A 16,886-nucleotide genomic window follows, 5' to 3' on the forward strand; every position below is an offset into this window, starting at 1 on the left:
CGCTCAGTTCAGGCTGGCTTGGGTCGGAGCCTGTTGCAGCAGGTCTCCCCAATCGGTGCGATAGGCCATTTCGGCCAGCACGGTTTCCGGCAGGAACTCCTGATTTTGCCGGATTTGCCAACCACCGCCTAAACCTTTGTAGACTGCAACCAGATTGCTCGAGACCTGCTGGCGGGCTTCGATCAGGTTGGCCTGTGATCGCAGCAATGCGGTTTGCGTGTTCAGAACGCGGGAATAACTGGCGATGCCATCCCGATATTGGTTCACCGCGATCTCGGCAGCTTTGCGCGATGCGGTGACGCTGTTTTGGTAGAATGTCACCTGTTTGCGTGATTGCGTATAGGCGACCATAGCACTTTCGACCTCGGAATAGGCGGTCAGGACGGTGTTTTGATAGTTCGCAATCAAGGCCTGATAAGCTGCGTCCTGGGCGCGGACATTATTCTTGATCCGCCCATAATTCAGCACATTCCAGACCACTCCGGCACTGGCCAGCCCAGTATTGCTGGCGGATGAAAACAGGTCCTGACTGCCCGAGGCCTGCAGGCCGATCGAACCGGACAGGATGAACTGGGGATACAGGTCAGCAATCGCGATCCCAACTTGCGCAGACTGTGTGGCAGCAGCCAGTTCTGCGGCGCGTACATCCGGGCGTCGGCGCAGCAATTCCGCTGGTACTCCAACGGCGACGTTGGATCGGGCCGAAGGGATACGACCGGAATTACCCAGCAACCCGGCCATGCGCGAGGGTGTTGTTCCCAGTAAAACAGCCAAAGCATTCTTGGTCTGCTGAAGATCGCTTTCAATTTCCGGCACTAGCGCCATGGTATTGTTCAGCAGGGCGGTGGCCTCTTGCACATCCAGTTCGGTGGTGACGCCGTTGTTGAAACGCAGCTGGGTCAGATCAACCGATTCCTGTTGCAGCTTGATATTCTCTCGTGCCACGAACAGGGTTTCTTGCAGCGCGCGGAAGCTTACATATAACGCTGCTACATCGCCGGTCAGCGTGACCAAAGCGTCATCGTAATTAGCGACCTGAAGTGCCAGATTGGATCGTGCGGCCTGCACACCCCGGCGTTGCTGCCCCCACACATCCAATTCCCATTGGGCGTCGAAGCCAACCTGCGAGGTCGAGAATTCGGTATCCAGAGGGATGATCCGATTGATATCGGAAATCGGCCCGATATTATCGCTGATCTGGCGCCGCTCGATCGAACCTCCGATGGCCTGCGATTGGGGGTAAAGCTCACCAAAGGCAATCCCAAGCTGTGCGCGGGCCTGTAATACGCGCGCACCGGCCACCTGTAGCGCCAGGTTCTGGGCATAGGCTTCGGCGATCAACCGGTTCAAAGTGGCGTCGTTGAAGGTCTCCCACCATTTTGCCACAGGGGCACTACGCGAGGTGAGGCCGCTGGCACCGACTGAGGGGTTGTTTACCTCGATCCATTCCTTCACGACCGGAGAGTTCGGTCGCACAAAATCAGGACCGACAGGTGCGCATCCCACCAGCAGCGCGGCACACAGGGCTGTGCCCATCAAACTGCGGTTTAGCCTGGCGCGTGTCATACAGCGTGTCCTTAAATGTCCAATGGTCGGATGAAGTTTGCGAAGGAATAGAGGCGGATATTGATGCGCCGCAGGAACTCAAAGCTTTTGCCCTGGCCGGTATAGATTGCCACCGCGGCATGTCCACCGGCGGGAAAGACGTGGCCATCTGGAATTTCGACCGAAATCTGCACGGCAATATGTCCGGGAATTTTTGGCAGTTCAAATCCGGGCAGGCGGCCTGATGGCAGATATTGACCCTGGCGGGTTGCCCACCAGATCGCCTCGACTTTGCCGGTCAGGATTTCTCCGGGATATAAGTCCAGCGCGACCTCAACCTGTTGCCCGGGTTTCACAAATTTCAGGTTCTGCTGCCGGTAAGTGGCGAGAATATAAGGATTTTCCTTGGTCACAAAGCTGGCGATTGCGCCCAATCGGATGTCACCGACAACCAGACCCGGGCGTGCCTGTTGTGAAACGATCATACCATCTTCGGGCGCGTAGATCGTAGTATTGTCCAGAAAGTACCGGGCCTTTTCCAACTGAGCCTGAGCTTGAACGATTCCGGTATTGACCCCGTCGATCTGCGAATCCAGCGCCAGCTTTGCCTTTTCCAGATTGGCTTCGGCCTCTTTTATCTTAGCCTGATCTTCCGTGACCTGCTCGTTCCAGCGATCCAGCTCATCCTCTCGGGCACCACCCGCAGGGACAAGGTTTTCATACCGTGCTTGCTGGGTCAGCGCATATGCCAGTTGCGCGTTGGCTCGCTCGACGGCTTCACCCGCGACGATCACATCCTGTTCCAGAATTTTGGCGTTCTGCTGGGCTGCAACCAACTGTGCGGATGCCTCTTCGAATTCAAGCGCAAAGACGGTGTCGTCGAACCGATACAGCGGATCCCCTTTCTTCACCTCTGTATTCGGCTCGACCAGAACCTCGGAAAGGATGGTTGGTTCAGTCAGGCGCGGTACGATCTGTATGGTTGAGCGGACCACGTGGCTGTCGATCGAAAATGGCTGGAAGAACCGCAGCGCAACCATAAAGATCAATAACAGATGAGCACCCACCCAGAAGGAAACGATGCCCCAGGCGATACTGAACTTAAGCCATTGCAGTTTGAAGAAGATCAGCCAGACAAAAATGATGTAGAAAAGCGTAATGCCAAGAGCGACAAACATATTGTGGGACTTCCTTTAGCCTTAGCTTTTTTGTGTTTCGTCCGGGTCCAGTGGATCGCGATATTCTTCGGTCAGATCACCGCCTAACCGTTTGATGTCCTTCCGTATCGCATCGCGTTCATCATCAGGCATACGGCGGATATCGACAGTGGCTGCATCGTGGAAAGCCCACATAAAGGCGTGAATCCAGGGAACGACGGCCAGAAACCCCATCCAGCCCATGATCTTGACTGCCTCGGCATGGGGATGGTTGCGTTTGATTGCGATGCGGCCGGGTAGTCCCATTATGAACAGAAACAGCGCCATTACAGCGGCCAGCAGCAGTATAAGTGCGATAAATGTCAGATAGTCATAATAGCCTAGCGGCTGCCCCAGTAGTCCCATTCCGATGCCTCCATGAGGGAAGGTTTATCCATCCTCAGTTGTTGGTGTCCAGTTCGTCAATCAATTTGTATCTTGTCGGCGGGTCAGCGCAGATACCTGGTCCACATTCCAACAAGGTCGACCCCGCATTCAGCGCGGCCAGCCCTAGCATCACAAAGAACGCGGTTTTGGCCAGCGTATTGCCCCCGAACCGTGGTTGATCGACGGTTGTGTCCTGATATTGACGGTCGAAAAGCAGCATGATTGCCGTGCCCAGCAGGATCAGAAAAAAGCAGATCGCGGCCCATGTGTAGTAGTGATACCCAAAAACAGGCGAACCATAGTGGCCGGTACCCGGTACGATATGCAGCAAGATCTGGCGAACGGAAACGCTGATCCCAAACAGTGCCGCAAGCAACATCAACGCATAATGCTGCGGCCGGGCTCCGTATAGCAGGTTCAGGCCCAAACCAACGCCCACCGCTACGAACCCGACCCGTTGCAATAAGCAAAGCGGGCAGGGCAGTTCGTTCAGCGCCAGCTGGTATCCGAAGGCCAGTACAAGAACGAGGCTGACCGCCAGGGTTCCCAACGCGTTCAGGGTGCGGGAAAGCTCGGGTGTCATTGTGGCCTCCTACAGCTGAATGGTCAGTTGGCTGGTGGCATGAAACTTCAGCCAATAAACACTTAGGGCCATGGTAATGAAGAACACAACATTGGCCGCTTTGGTTTTTCTATAATAATTCAGCCCCATAGTGGCTGTGAGTAACGCAAATAAAAGCGCGATCATGGCCCGGATCTCCCCCTTGCCGTGCACTGATTGCAATATGTTGTGATACTGTCAGGGCCGGTCGCCTATGACAAGAACCACGTTTGGAATTACGCGTTTAATGCGAATCTCCAGTGGTTCGGCCGCTGTATACGACCCGCGTTCCCCATTCCTTACATTTACGTGCAAGCCCACTTGGAAGAGGTTGATCTGTAAAGAAAACGTCAACTTCGGACATCGAGGCAATACGGGCAGGGGCCGAGCGCTGAAATTTCGAATGATCGGCAACCAGAAAGCTGTGTCTGGCCTGTGCAATGATAGTCTGGCTGACACGGACTTCTTGGAAATCGAAATCCAGAAGATCACCATCGGCGTCCAGTGCGGAACACCCGATTACCGCATAATCGAACTTGAATTGTTCAATCGTTGAATTGGTCAGGTTGCCGATCAGACCACCGTCCGACCGGCGCAGAACACCACCGGCGACGACGATCTGGCAGTTCGTGTTTTCCACCAGGATACGCGCGACATTCATGTTATTTGTCACCACCATAAGATCTTTGTGGTTTAGCAACTGATGCGCGACAGCCTCGGTCGATGTACCGATGTTCAAAAAAAGCGATGCACCATCCGGTATGTTGGCAGCGCAAACCTGTGCGATACGGGTCTTGATTTCAGCATTCAGGGCGCGCCGGTCCTCGTAACCGATATTCGAAACGCCGGATCGCAGGACCGCGCCGCCATGAACCCGGTCCAGCTTGCCCAGTTCCGCAAGCTCGGAAAGATCACGCCGGATCGTTTGGACCGTGACACCAAACTGCAACGCCAGATCCTCGACCATGACGCGACCATTCTGCTTGGCGATTTCTATGATGTCTGACTGGCGGAACGAAAGAGACAAGGGAAGCTCCGGTTATTGGGTTCTTTCGTTTTTGTTCCTTTTTTCGCAATATTGCAACCGGCAGAAATCAAACATCGTTTGGACAACAACAAAAAATCGCTATTCTTGTTCGTTACGCGAAAAAAAACGAAAAAATTCACATTGACGAACCGAGTATCGAACGGGTTAATTGCCGCACGTTTTCAGCAAAAGGACTGACCTGCAAATGGCACAGCAGACTGGCCAGGTTACTGACCTATTCATCATCGGTGGCGGTATTAACGGTTGCGGGATCGCGCGTGATGCGGCCGGGCGGGGATTGTCGGTGACATTGGCCGAGATGAACGACTTGGCATCGGCGACGTCCTCTGCCTCGACCAAACTGTTCCATGGCGGCCTGCGGTATCTTGAGTACTTTGAATTCCGACTGGTCCGCGAGGCGCTGATCGAGCGTGAGACCTTGCTGCGGGCAATGCCGCATATCAGTTGGCCGATGCGCTTTGTGCTTCCGTACCACGATGGGATGCGCTTTGACTCGGACACGCCGACATCGCGCCTGCTGAGCATGGTGATGCCCTGGATGCGCGGTCGTCGCCCGGCCTGGCTGATCCGTCTGGGCCTGTTCATGTATGACCACCTCGGGGGGCGTAAAATTCTGCCGGGAACTTCGTCGCTGAATCTACGGTCTGCGCCCGAAGGCGGCCCGCTGCAGAACAGGTTCGAAACTGCCTATGAATATTCCGACTGCTGGATTGAGGATTCCCGTCTGGTGGTTCTGAACGCCCGTGATGCCGAGGCCAGAGGTGCCGAAATTCTGGTCCGGACAGAGGTTCTGTCTGCCGAAAGGGTCGATGACCTGTGGCATGTCACGATCCGCGACAAGCAGAGTGATGAAACGCGCGTCGTCCAGGCCAAGATGCTGATCAATGCCGGTGGCCCTTGGGTCGGGGACATTATTCAGGACAAAATCCACGTGAACTCGCGCGAGGGGGTTCGGTTGGTCCGCGGCAGCCATATCGTAACCCACAGGTTATTCAACCATGACAAATGCTATTTCTTTCAGGGCGAAGACGGGCGCATCATCTTTGCCATTCCCTATGAGAGAGATTTCACCCTTATCGGAACAACTGATCAGGATCATCCAGACCCATCGGTTCCTCCAGTCTGTACCGAGTCTGAACAGGAATATCTGTGTGCGTTTGCGTCAAAATATTTTGAGCAGCCTGTGACCCACGAAGACATCGTCTGGACCTATTCCGGTGTGCGCCCTCTGTATGACGATGGGGCTAGCAGCGCAACGGCCGCGACCAGAGACTATACTCTGAAGGTCAATGGGCTTGGCGGTGCTCCGGTTTTGAATGTTTTCGGCGGCAAGATTACGACCTATCGCAGATTGGCCGAAAGTGCGCTTGAGAAAATCGCTGAGTACTTCCCGGATTTGCCCGGTCCATGGACCGCTGGTGTTTCTTTGCCGGGTGGCGATTTCCCCGTTAGCGCAGTGCAAGACCTTATTGCCGGTCTGGAATTCGACTATGCCTTTTTGAATCGCACATGGGCGGAACGGCTGGTGCGCGCCTATGGAACCGAGGCGCGCGCTATTCTGGCCGATGCAAAGACCGCTGAGGATCTGGGGGAAGAGTTCGGGGCGACTCTGACCGAACGCGAAATGGAATGGCTGGTCACCAAGGAATATGTGCGCTGCGCTGAAGATGCCATCTGGCGCAGAAACAAGCTGGGCCTAAGACTTGATGCCTATCAGATCGCTGCCATCCAGCGCTGGATCGAAAAGCGCCTGGCCCATTAAAGAAAAGCCCCGCGTTTTTGGCGGGGCTTTTTTTGATTTATGCGGCTTCTTCCGAAGGGTCGGGGTCGTTCTTTGTCCCTTTGAGCCATTCCCTCAGCCCCTGCATCAGGGCGTAAAGTACCGGCACAAGGATAACGCCAACCAGAGTTGCCGCCAGCATTCCGCCAAAGACGGCGACACCGATGGCCTTCTGGCTAGCCGCACCCGCGCCGTTCGCGGCAAGCAACGGTACAACACCCAACAGGAAGGAGAGGGCAGTCATCATCACCGCGCGGAAACGTTGATGGGCGGCTTCGGCTGCAGCATCTTTGATCGAAAGGCCATTGGCACGCTGTTCCATTGCGAATTCAACGATGAGGATACCGTTCTTCGACGCAAGCCCCACCAGCATGATCATCCCGATCTGCGTGTACAGGTTTATGTCGCTGCCCACGATGGCCACTGCCGCAACCGCCCCGAATAGGGCAACAATAACCGATAGAAGAATGGACACCGGCATCGACCAGCTTTCGTATTGCCCCACCAGGAACAAATAGGCGAACAGGACAGCAAGCCCGAGGATAATGATCACAAGGCTGCCGGATGCAAGCTGCTGTTGCGCGGTACCTGTCCATTCAAACGCGTATCCCGAGGGTAGGGCGTTGGCGGATTCTTCTGTCATCACAGTGATAGCGTCGCCACTGGACAGCCCTGGCGCAGGTACAGCTGTAACAGTTGCCGAACGGAACAGGTTATGCCGTTTTAACAGGACTGGCCCCAACACGTTTTCCACGTCGATCAACGTACCCAATGGAACCATATCGCCCTTGGTCGAGCGCACATACAGGTTCGAAATATCTTCGACCTTGTTCCGATAGCTCCCCTCGGCCTGAATCATCACGCGGTATACGCGGCCGAATAGGTTGAAATCGTTCACATAGTACGAGCCTAGCTGGGCTTGCATCGTCTGGAAAATCTCAGCAACAGACACTTCCAGGGTTTTCGCTTTCTCACGGTCCAGATCGACAAATAGCTGAGGAACATTGGCCCGGAATGTTGTATAGGCCTGACCAATCTCGGGTCGCTGGTTTGCAGCATAGACGAAGGACCCAACGGCCGAGGCCAGATCCTGAGGCGTACCGCCCCCGACTTGCTGAACCTCCATTTCCACACCGGCTGACATGCCGAGGCCCTGTATCGGTGGCGGGTTGAAGGCCACGATCGAAGCTGCGGATTCGCCATTTGCAATCGCCAGAACCTTGCCCAGAATGGTATCGGCAGACAGGTCGGGATCTTGCCGCTCGTCCCAGTTGTCGAGGTTTACAAAAACGGTCGCTCCATTTGTGGTTGTGCCGTTCAGTAGCGAAAATCCGTTGATCAAAACTGTACTGGCAACCCCCGAGATATCGCGGATCTGGTCGTCGACCCGACCTGCGATAGTCTCGGTGCGTTCCAGCGTTGCCGCATCTGGCAACTGGATGTCCACAAAGAGATAGCCGTTGTCTTCAAGCGGAATAAAACCGCTTGATGTGTTCGACATGATCGTCCCTGTACCCATGGCCAGAACAACGATGACGCCCAGTCCGGCGACTGGCAGAATTAACAGTTTTCGGACAATGACAACATAACCGTCACGCAGCGTTCCGATGAAACGCTCAAACAGGGCCAGAATACCCTTGGGCGGACCCGAGCGCGCGCGCAGAACCAGTCCGCAAAGCGCCGGAGACAAGGTCAAAGCGTTGATTGAAGAAATCACGACCGCAGTCGAGATGGTGACTGCAAACTGAGAATACAGTCGCCCCGAGATGCCAGGCATAAAGGTTACGGGCACAAAAACGGCCAGCAGAACCAGTGTGGTTGCGATGACGGGTCCGGTGATTTGGCCCATTGCTTTCCGTGTCGCCTCAGGCGGGGACAACCCTTCGTCGGCGATAATGCGTTCAACGTTTTCAACCACCACGATGGCATCATCGACCACGATCCCGATGGCCAGTACAAGCGCGAACAAAGAAATTGTGTTCAGGGACATCCCAAACGCCAGCAGGAACGCGAACGTGCCAATCAGCGAAACAGGAATAGCAACCGCAGGAATGATCGTGGCACGCCAACTGCCCAAAAAGACAAATACGACCGAAATCACTAAAACGAACGTCAGCATCAGGGTGGAAACCACGTCGTTCAGAGATTGTTCCACGAAGTCGGTCGTGTTGAACGGAACCTGATATTCAACATCTGTTGGGAACGAACGCGACAGCCGGTCCAATTCGGCCTGAACACGATCTGAAACAGCCAACGCATTGGCACCGGGGGCTTGATAAATACCGATAACCGTTGCGGGTTCTGCCTGGAAATAACCCGAAGCCGAATAGAACTGCGCTCCAAGTTCGGTTCTGGCAATGTCCCTTATGCGTACGATTGCCCCTGCATCACCAGTACGGATGACAATATTGCCAAATTCAGCGGCCGAGGTCAGCCGGCCCTTGGTCTTGATCGTATATTGAAATGTCTGTCCCTCAGGGACCGGCGGCGAGCCTATCGAACCGGCAGACACTTCGATATTCTGTTCTCGGATAGCGTTTATGACATCACCCGGTGAAATCGACAGGGCGGTCATCTTGTCGGGATCCATCCATATCCGCATTGCATATTCAAGGTTAGTCAGAACGTCGGCTTTACCAACACCCTGTACCCGCGCCAACGCATCTTTCAGGTTGATCGAAGCGTAGTTCGACAAGAATACACTGTCATAGGTGCTTTTGGGTGAGGTCAGCGTGACCAGCATCAGCATATTGGTCGATGCCTTCTGCGTAACGACACCCGACGAAGTCACCTCTGACGGAAGCGAAGACATGGCCTGCGCAACGCGGTTCTGCACGTTGACGGATGCAATGTCAGGATCGGTGCCGACTTCAAAGGTAATATTCAACGAATACGATCCGTTATCCGAAGAGGTGGACGTCATGTAGATCATGTCATCCACGCCGTTGACCTGCGCCTCGATCGGCGCGGCGACAGTGTTCTCGACCGTTTCGGCATTGGCACCGGTATAGGTGGCGGAAACGCTGACGACCGGTGGCGTAATATCAGGAAACTGGGCGACCGGCAGAACCATATAGCCGATCCCGCCCATGATCGTCAGGACAAGCGAAATAACTAGGGCCAGCTTGGGCCGGCTGATGAACAGGGATGAGAACATCTGTTACTCTCCCGGCTGCTCGGATGCGGTGACAGCATCCACTGCCACACCCGGGCGCACGCGCTGGAGGCCCTCGACGATCACGCTTTCCCCTTCGCGCAGGCCGTCTAGAACGATCACAGCAGTTCCGACATTGTCGCCGGTGGTGATATAGCGCTGTTCGACCATTTGCTTATCGTTAACGACCAGAACGAAATCACCGCGCTGATCACGTGACAAGGCCGCCTGCGGGATCAGAACCTGCAAGGTCGGCTCCAGGGCTTCGATATGAACGCTCAGGAACTGACCATCGAGGATCAGCCGGTCGGCATTTGTGAATTCGGCCCGCATTGCAATCGTTCCAGTTAGCGGGTCGATATGGTTGTCAACGAAAACAATCGAACCTGTTTCGCCCAAGTCCGATCCATTGGGCAGCGTTACATGCACATTCGGGCTTTTGGGGCTTTCGGCCAAAGACGATGCATTCTCGCCATATTGTTCAAGAACCGAGGTAAACTGTTTTTCGTTCAACGAGAAATTCACATACACTGGTGCCTCGCTGACGATATTCACCAATGGTGGGTTGTTCGGGCCAACAACGTCCCCGACGCTGATAGCGACCCGCCCGATACGGCCGGTGAACGGTGCGTGGACCTTAGTATAGCTCAGATCAAGTTCGGCCTGTTGGATCGCGGCTTTCGCGGCTTTGACTTCGGCAATGGCCACAAGTTCGTTGGCACGGGCGATATCCCGTTCGCTTTCCGGAGTGGCATCGCGTTTGTAAAGTTCTTCCTTCCGGGCCAGGTCAACTTTGGCGAGCTCAAGATTTGCTTCGGCACGGTCCAGATCGGCATTCCGTGCATCTAGTGTCGCCTGATACAGGTCCGGCTCGATCGTGAACATAAGGTCGCCTTCATTCACCATCGCGCCGTCTTCAACATTCTGACTGTCCAGAAATCCGCTGACCCGGGCGACAATATCGGCCTTGTTCAGCGCCTCAGCTCGACCGATGAAAGTCGCCTCGTCCGTGATTTCTTGCGTGTAGGCCGCTGCGATGGACACTTTGGGCGGTGGGGCGTCACTTTTATCCTGCGCGGCAGCTGGCACCACCAACCCACACAGGGCCAAAGCTGCGGCATACCAAACGGATTTGGCTATGGGGTCATTCGGTCGAAAGCTGAAAAGTGTTGATGCAAGGATCATGGCAGAAGCCCCATTGAAACAAAAACTGGACACAACTCGGGTCGCCGCCAGCGGTCCGAGTCGCCTAAACTCTTCGTGAGGATGGCTGGTTTTGCTAGGTTTCTCAAGCGTGTTAGCCCGTAGGGCAATCGCTTACCCAAGGATATTTTTCTGTAGGGCGGCAGGTTTACGCAAATCGGCCAGGGCTAGTTCCCTGATCTGGCAAGGTCGTTTCCGGCAATCTGGATCAAACGCAAAATGAAAAAAGGGGGCCGTTAAGCCCCTTGTATTCTTTTCCCGGTCGGGTGTCTTAGGTGCGGACACCTGCAAAACGGTCCTGCCAGTCTTCGCGCTGTTCGTCGGTGATCTTGGCGAACAGAACATCGGGAACGGCAAAGTCGTGGCCTGCGGGCAGGGCGGACAGGGCCGCCGCAACATCGTCAGGCCAGGCGGTATCCATCGTGTTCATCGCGCTCAGCATACGGGCGGTGGTTTCGGGAATGAACGGCGCACTGAGCACGGCATAGAGCCGGATCAAGTTCAGACCCAGACGCACCTGTACCGCGGCCTGTTCGGGATCTTCCTTGAAGGTCGACCAGGGTGCCGCGGATTGAAGATACTCGTTCCCGGCAACCCAGATGGCGCGCAATTCCTGGGCGGATTTGCGAACTTCCATTGCCTCCATGAACCCTTCATAGGCGCGGACGCGGCGGGTCAGCTCTTCGATCAGGGCCTGCTCGCGGTCGCCATAGGTGCCGCCTTGGGGCACCGCCTCGCCGAATTTTGAGCGGCAGAACTTGGTGATCCGGCTGACGAAGTTGCCCAACACATCGGCCAGATCCTTGTTCACCGATTGCTGGAAGTTCTCCCAGGTGAATTCGCTATCGCTGCTTTCGGGCGCATGGCTCAGCAGCCACCAGCGCCAGTAATCGGCAGGCAGGATGTCCAGCGCCTGGTCCATGAACACGCCGCGACCTTGGCTGGTTGAGAACTGGCCGCCGTCATAGTTCAGGTAGTTGAAGGATTTCAGATGGTCGACCATCTTCCACGGCTCACCCGAACCTAGAATGGTCGCCGGAAAGGACAGGGTATGGAAAGGCACATTGTCCTTACCCATGAATTGAACATAGCGCACGTCATCGGCACCTTTGTCAGTGCGCCACCAGCGCTCCCACTCGGCATCCGCTTTGCCGGTCGCATCAGCCCATTCCTTGGCGCAAGCGATGTATTCGATCGGCGCGTCGAACCAGACGTAAAAGACCTTGCCCTCCATGCCGGGCCAGTCCTGATCGCCCTTCTTGACCGGCACGCCCCAGTCCAGATCGCGGGTAATGCCACGGTCTTGCAGGCCGTCGCCGTCATGTAACCATTTCTTGGCGATCGAGGTGGTCAGGATCGGCCAATCGGTCTTGGAGTCGATCCAGGCGTTTAGTTGATCCTTCATTGATGACTGGCGCAAATACAGGTGCTTGGTTTCGCGCACCTCAAGGTCGGTCGAACCGGAAATGGCCGAGCGCGGCTCGATCAGGTCGGTCGGATCCAGTTGCTTGGTGCAGTTTTCGCACTGGTCGCCACGTGCACGGTCGTACCCGCAGTTGGGGCAGGTGCCTTCAATATAGCGGTCAGGAAGAAAGCGCCCATCGGCGTGGGAATAGACCTGTTTCTCGCTCACTTCGCGGATCAACCCGGCGTCATCCAATTTGCCTGCGAAATGCTGGGTCAGCGCCTTGTTCTGGGGGCTGGATGAGCGGCCAAAGTGATCAAAGCTCAGGCCAAAGCGCTGTGCGATATCGGCCTGCACGCCATGCATCTCGGCACAGTATTCGGCGACCGGCTTGCCTGCCTTGGCGGCGGCCAGCTCGGCGGGGGTGCCGTGTTCGTCGGTGGCGCAGAGAAACATGACTTCATTCCCCCGGCCGCGCTGATACCGCGCATACAGGTCGGCGGGCAGTTGCGAGCCGATCAGATTGCCGAGGTGCTTGATCCCGTTGATGTAGGGGATCGCCGAGGTGATGAGAATCCGAGCCATGTTCCGTTTCCGCGTATGTAACTGCAGGCCCGTCTATCTTATGTCACAGCCCAGCAAAAGCCCGGCTTTTGCACGGATGCAACTTTCCGGCCCCATGCACGGAAAAATCCCCAAAGAACGGGTTTCCCGACTGCCGCTGTGTCACCGTGTCAATTACCCATAGGTTGAAATATAGAATCACAACCTCTTGAAACTTTGTCATGACTCCCCATATTTACTGCATACCATCGTATACAATAACGGAGACGGCCCACTGATGTTCAGTTTTCTACTCGAGGGTGCATTTGTGCCCTTTACCATCGCGATTGCTCTGTTGTTTGGCCTTTTGGGGCTGGAACTGGTGGCGCTGATGCTGGGTGGAAGCCTGATGGCGGGCGAGGGCGACGTTGACCTTGATCTGGTTGACGCTCCGGAATTGGACATCGGTGATTTCGAACTTGATCTGGATGCGGATGTCGATCTGGGTGAGTTCGAGCTGGCCGAGGTTGCGGCGGAAACGCCGGTTGTGACCTCGGACGGTCCTGCAAGCTGGCTGGGCTTTGGAAAAGTGCCGTTCATGATCTGGCTGGTGGTTCTGCTGGCTGGTTTCGGCCTGTCTGGCATCGGCTTGCAGCTGGGCCTGCGTGATGTGATGGGCTTTGATCTGCCCTCATGGATGGCTGCGATCCCGGCTGGGGCCTTAGGCATCTGGTTTGCGCGTGGCTTTAGCGCGGTCTTTGCCCGCCTGCTGCCGAAAACCGAGACCGAGGCTATGTCCGAACGGATGCTGGCCCGCCGTCGCGGTTTCATCTCGCAAGGGACAGCATCGCGTGGCCGCCCGGCCGAAGTGCGGGTCATGGATCGCTTTGGCAATGCGCATTACCTGCGCGCTGAGCCCCTGCAGGACAAGGATACGCTGGAACAGGGCACTGAAGTGCTTGTCCTGCGCGACCGACGGCAAGACCGGTTCGTTCTGGTCGGCTTGTCAAACTAACTAAATTTCAAACCCCAATCTCGGAGGAATTTGCATGGAACTTACATTCCTAGCCGTCACAGTTGTGACCATTTTAGCGGTCGTTATGTTCATCGGCCTTGTACTGGCCCGACTCTACCGCCGCGCAACTCGCGAGGTGAGCCTGGTGAAAACCGGTGCTGGTGGTAAGAAAGTCATCATGGATGGTGGCGTCATCGTCGTGCCGCTGTTGCATGAGGTCAGCCCCGTCAACATGAAGACCCTGCGTCTTGAGGTGCAGCGCAGCGCCGAGGCTGCTTTGATCACCAAAGACCGGATGCGTGTTGACGTGGGGGTCGAGTTCTATGTCTCGGTCATGGCCACGGAAGAGGGCATCGCACGCGCGGCCCAAACCCTGGGCGCCCGTACATTCGATGTCGAACAGCTGCGTGAGATGATCGAAGGCAAGCTGATCGACGGTCTGCGTGCCGTGGCTGCGCAGATGACCATGGACGGTCTGCATGAAAACCGCGCTGACTTTGTGCAAGAGGTGCAGAATGCGGTGTCCGAAGACCTTCTGAAAAACGGCCTGTCGCTGGAATCGGTCTCGCTGACCGCGCTGGATCAGACACCGTTCGAAGCGCTGGATGAAAACAACGCCTTTAACGCCGTGGGTATGCGCAAGCTGGCCGAGGTGATTGCGACCTCGAAAAAAGAGCGCGCGCAGATTGATGCGGATGCCGAGGTGGAAGTGCGCCGTGCAGCGATGGAAGCTCAGCGTCAGAAGCTGTTGATCGACAAGGACGAAGAGCAGGCCCGCATCGAACAGACGCAACAGATCGAAACCCTGCGCGTGGCGCAAGAGGCCGAGATCGCCGCGCGGACCGAGGATTCTGTACGTGAAACCGAGCGTGCCCGGATTGCGCGCGAGGAAGCAATTCGAGCGGCTGACATTGAACGCGAGCGTAAAATCCGTGAGGCCGAGATCTCGAAAGAGCGTGAGTTGGAGGTTGCCGAGCAAGAGCGTCAGATCATCATCGCGCAGAAATCCGAAGAGGAAAGCCGCGCCCGTGCCTCTGCCGATCTGGCCCGCGCTGAGGCGACCAAAGCGACCGAAGCGGTGGTTACCGCCCGTCAGGTGGCCGAGGCCGAGCGACAGAAGCAGATCGTTCTGATCGAAGCGACGCGTGAGGCGGAACGTCAGGCCACAGCCATCCGTCTGGCCGCCCAGGCCGAGAAAGAGGCCGCCGCTGACCGTGCTGAGGCGCGCCGCGAAGAGGCGCAAGCCGAAGCGGATGCGCTGAACATCCGCGCCGAGGCCAAGAAGAACGACATGCTGGCCGAAGCGGAAGGTAAGCGCGCGATTGTCGAGGCTGACAATGCCCTGTCCGTTGATCAGATCCGTCTGAAGGTTGATCTGGCCCGGATTGAGGCGATGCCGACGATCATTGCGGAAATGGTCAAGCCCGCGGAGAAGATCGACTCGATCAAGATCCATCAGGTTGGCGGGATCGGTGCCGCCGGTGGTGGCGGAGGCGCCAATGGCGACAAGCCGGTGGTGAACCAGGCGCTGGATTCGATCATGGCCATGGCCGTTCAGATGCCCGCGTTGAAAAAGCTGGGCGAAGAGCTGGGCCTGTCGATGGAAAACGGGGTCGGGGGCATCGTCAACGGCGCGCTAGAGCCCACTGTTAAACCAGCAGTTGAGGCCGAAGTGGTTGATCAGAAACCTCGAACCGAACACTAAAAGAATGGGCCGGGAATTTCCCGGCCCTTTTTACTGCTTCTCGCGCGACCGTTTCAACAGGCGCCCGATAGTAAAAGAAGTTCGTGGCGAATAGACATAGTTGGTGCGCTCTTCGGGGGTCGGACGTGAGCGCATCCGCGCCAGTCCAAAGATGATCAGGAAGACGTGGCCAAGTGCCACAAAGGCGAAAAGCGCGCCGGGCCCGAAGGACTGAATAAGTGTGGATGACAGATAAGGCGAGGCAATCGCACCCAGCGCATACCAGAACATCAGGGCGGCCGACAGCTCGACCCTTTGTTCGGTTGTCGCAAAGTCGTTGGCATGCGCAGACGAGACCGAGAATATTGGGAAGGTCGTAAAGCCGAACAAACTTGCAGACAACATAACACCAACGGTCCCGGTGTTGCTGGCGGCCATGGTCACACCGCAGCTGAGGACGGCGGCTACCGAAAGCCAGATCAGTACCCAGCGCCTGTCGTATTTATCGGCTAGCCATCCCATCGGATATTGCGCCAACGCGCCGCCCAGCACGAAAGACGCCAGGAAAAACGCGATCTGATCGACACCAAGCCCAACCTCTTGCCCGTAAACAGGGCCAACCATCCGAAAGGACGCCGAGCTTAACGCAGCAACCACCACCCCGGCCACCGCCAGAGGAGAGCTGTTCCAGGCCAGTTTCGGGCGCAGCCGCGGGGCGTCGGGCGTTTCGGGCTGGCTGGCGCGCGTCAGGGTCAGTGGCAACAGGGCAGCGCAGCACAGGATCGCCAGCAAGTTATACGAGACATATGATGCTGGTGGCAGAACTGCGATGATCAGCTGGGCGCAGAGGGACGCGCCCATATCGACGATGCGATAGGTGCCCATGGCGCGCCCGCGCGTCTCATTCGTGACTTTTGCGTTCAGCCAGGCCTCGATCACTGTGTAGCACCCGGCGACACAGGCGCCTGACGCGATCCGAAGGGCCGCCCAGATATAAGCGTTGTCCGTCAGGGTGTGCCCCAGCAACCCCATTGCGCCCAAAGCTGTGCAAACGGCAAATGCCCGCGAATGGCCGACGCTTCCCATCAGGCGCGGGGCCCACCAGCATCCCACAAAGAAGCCAACGAAATGGGCCGAGCCCAACAGACCAATTTGCCCGGTGGTGAAATTCAGGGTCAGGCCGGAAATCGCATCCAGCGGGCCAACGCCACCGGTGGACAGTTGAAGCAGAATGACGGAAAGAAATAGGGCGGCAAAGGAAATGATCGTGCGCATGATGGGCTCAGATTGCGATATTTCCAGCGCGGTGCGCGCGGCTTATCGAC

At 56.5% G+C, this 16,886-nt stretch carries 14 protein-coding genes; 3 read left to right on the forward strand and 11 right to left on the reverse strand.

The annotated features are described in order from the left end of the window. Positions 1–3 precede the first annotated feature (3 nt). The 6 genes from AC2FIM_RS01040 to AC2FIM_RS01065 all read right to left on the reverse strand — a co-directional run bounded on the left by AC2FIM_RS01040 (position 4) and on the right by AC2FIM_RS01065 (position 4,756). Entirely contained in the window at positions 4–1,566 is a 1,563-nt protein-coding gene (locus AC2FIM_RS01040) for an efflux transporter outer membrane subunit (protein WP_271946619.1), read from the reverse strand. An 11-nt stretch (positions 1,567–1,577) separates the two neighbouring features. After that, positions 1,578–2,723, reverse strand: coding sequence for an HlyD family secretion protein (locus tag AC2FIM_RS01045; RefSeq protein ID WP_281994737.1), 1,146 nt, complete (start codon positions 2,721–2,723; stop codon positions 1,578–1,580). Between the two features lie 21 nt (positions 2,724–2,744). Beyond that, positions 2,745–3,107: a DUF3302 domain-containing protein gene (locus AC2FIM_RS01050; RefSeq protein WP_142634304.1), complete on the reverse strand. Its 363-nt coding sequence runs from the start codon at positions 3,105–3,107 to the stop codon at positions 2,745–2,747. A 34-nt stretch (positions 3,108–3,141) separates the two neighbouring features. After that, positions 3,142–3,711 carry a disulfide bond formation protein B gene (locus tag AC2FIM_RS01055; protein WP_496731702.1) on the reverse strand — a complete coding sequence of 190 codons (570 nt, stop codon included), beginning with the start codon at positions 3,709–3,711 and terminating at the stop codon, positions 3,142–3,144. A gap of 9 nt (positions 3,712–3,720) precedes the next feature. Then, positions 3,721–3,876, reverse strand: coding sequence for a DUF5993 family protein (locus AC2FIM_RS01060; RefSeq protein ID WP_271946630.1), 156 nt, complete (start codon positions 3,874–3,876; stop codon positions 3,721–3,723). Between the two features lie 97 nt (positions 3,877–3,973). Next, positions 3,974–4,756, reverse strand: a complete 783-nt coding sequence (locus AC2FIM_RS01065) for a DeoR/GlpR family DNA-binding transcription regulator (RefSeq protein ID WP_271946633.1) — start codon at positions 4,754–4,756, stop codon at positions 3,974–3,976. A gap of 205 nt (positions 4,757–4,961) precedes the next feature. On the opposite strand from AC2FIM_RS01065, the gene glpD reads away from it, so the two are divergent. Next, on the forward strand, positions 4,962–6,539 hold the full coding sequence (gene glpD, locus AC2FIM_RS01070) for a glycerol-3-phosphate dehydrogenase (RefSeq protein WP_496677782.1): 1,578 nt from the start codon (positions 4,962–4,964) through the stop codon (positions 6,537–6,539). Positions 6,540–6,576: 37 nt separating this feature from the next. Here the strand turns inward: glpD and AC2FIM_RS01075 are convergent, their stop codons facing one another. The 4 genes from AC2FIM_RS01075 to AC2FIM_RS01090 form a co-directional block, all read right to left on the reverse strand. Beyond that, positions 6,577–9,714 carry an efflux RND transporter permease subunit gene (locus AC2FIM_RS01075; RefSeq protein ID WP_496707850.1) on the reverse strand — a complete coding sequence of 1,046 codons (3,138 nt, stop codon included), beginning with the start codon at positions 9,712–9,714 and terminating at the stop codon, positions 6,577–6,579. 3 nt (positions 9,715–9,717) lie between these two features. Beyond that, the gene (locus AC2FIM_RS01080) at positions 9,718–10,896 is read right to left on the reverse strand and encodes an efflux RND transporter periplasmic adaptor subunit (RefSeq protein WP_142634293.1); all 1,179 of its coding nucleotides are present in this window, start codon (positions 10,894–10,896) and stop codon (positions 9,718–9,720) included. A gap of 289 nt (positions 10,897–11,185) precedes the next feature. Next, the gene (metG, locus tag AC2FIM_RS01085; RefSeq protein ID WP_142634291.1) at positions 11,186–12,904 is read right to left on the reverse strand and encodes a methionine--tRNA ligase; all 1,719 of its coding nucleotides are present in this window, start codon (positions 12,902–12,904) and stop codon (positions 11,186–11,188) included. A gap of 43 nt (positions 12,905–12,947) precedes the next feature. Next, on the reverse strand, positions 12,948–13,106 hold the full coding sequence (locus AC2FIM_RS01090; RefSeq protein ID WP_496677781.1) for a hypothetical protein: 159 nt from the start codon (positions 13,104–13,106) through the stop codon (positions 12,948–12,950). A gap of 54 nt (positions 13,107–13,160) precedes the next feature. Between AC2FIM_RS01090 and AC2FIM_RS01095 the strand changes: the two genes are divergently transcribed. Together AC2FIM_RS01095 and AC2FIM_RS01100 are read left to right on the forward strand one after the other, a co-directional pair. Beyond that, positions 13,161–13,877 (forward strand): OB-fold-containig protein, encoded by a 717-nt coding sequence (locus AC2FIM_RS01095; protein WP_271946644.1) that lies wholly within the window; start codon positions 13,161–13,163, stop codon positions 13,875–13,877. A gap of 34 nt (positions 13,878–13,911) precedes the next feature. Beyond that, positions 13,912–15,582: a flotillin family protein gene (locus tag AC2FIM_RS01100; protein WP_496707849.1), complete on the forward strand. Its 1,671-nt coding sequence runs from the start codon at positions 13,912–13,914 to the stop codon at positions 15,580–15,582. Between the two features lie 30 nt (positions 15,583–15,612). On the opposite strand, the gene AC2FIM_RS01105 is transcribed toward AC2FIM_RS01100, so the two are convergent. Beyond that, positions 15,613–16,836: an MFS transporter gene (locus AC2FIM_RS01105; RefSeq protein ID WP_496677779.1), complete on the reverse strand. Its 1,224-nt coding sequence runs from the start codon at positions 16,834–16,836 to the stop codon at positions 15,613–15,615. Positions 16,837–16,886 lie beyond the last annotated feature (50 nt).

This window comes from Ruegeria sp. CDSC052, assembly GCF_059610685.1.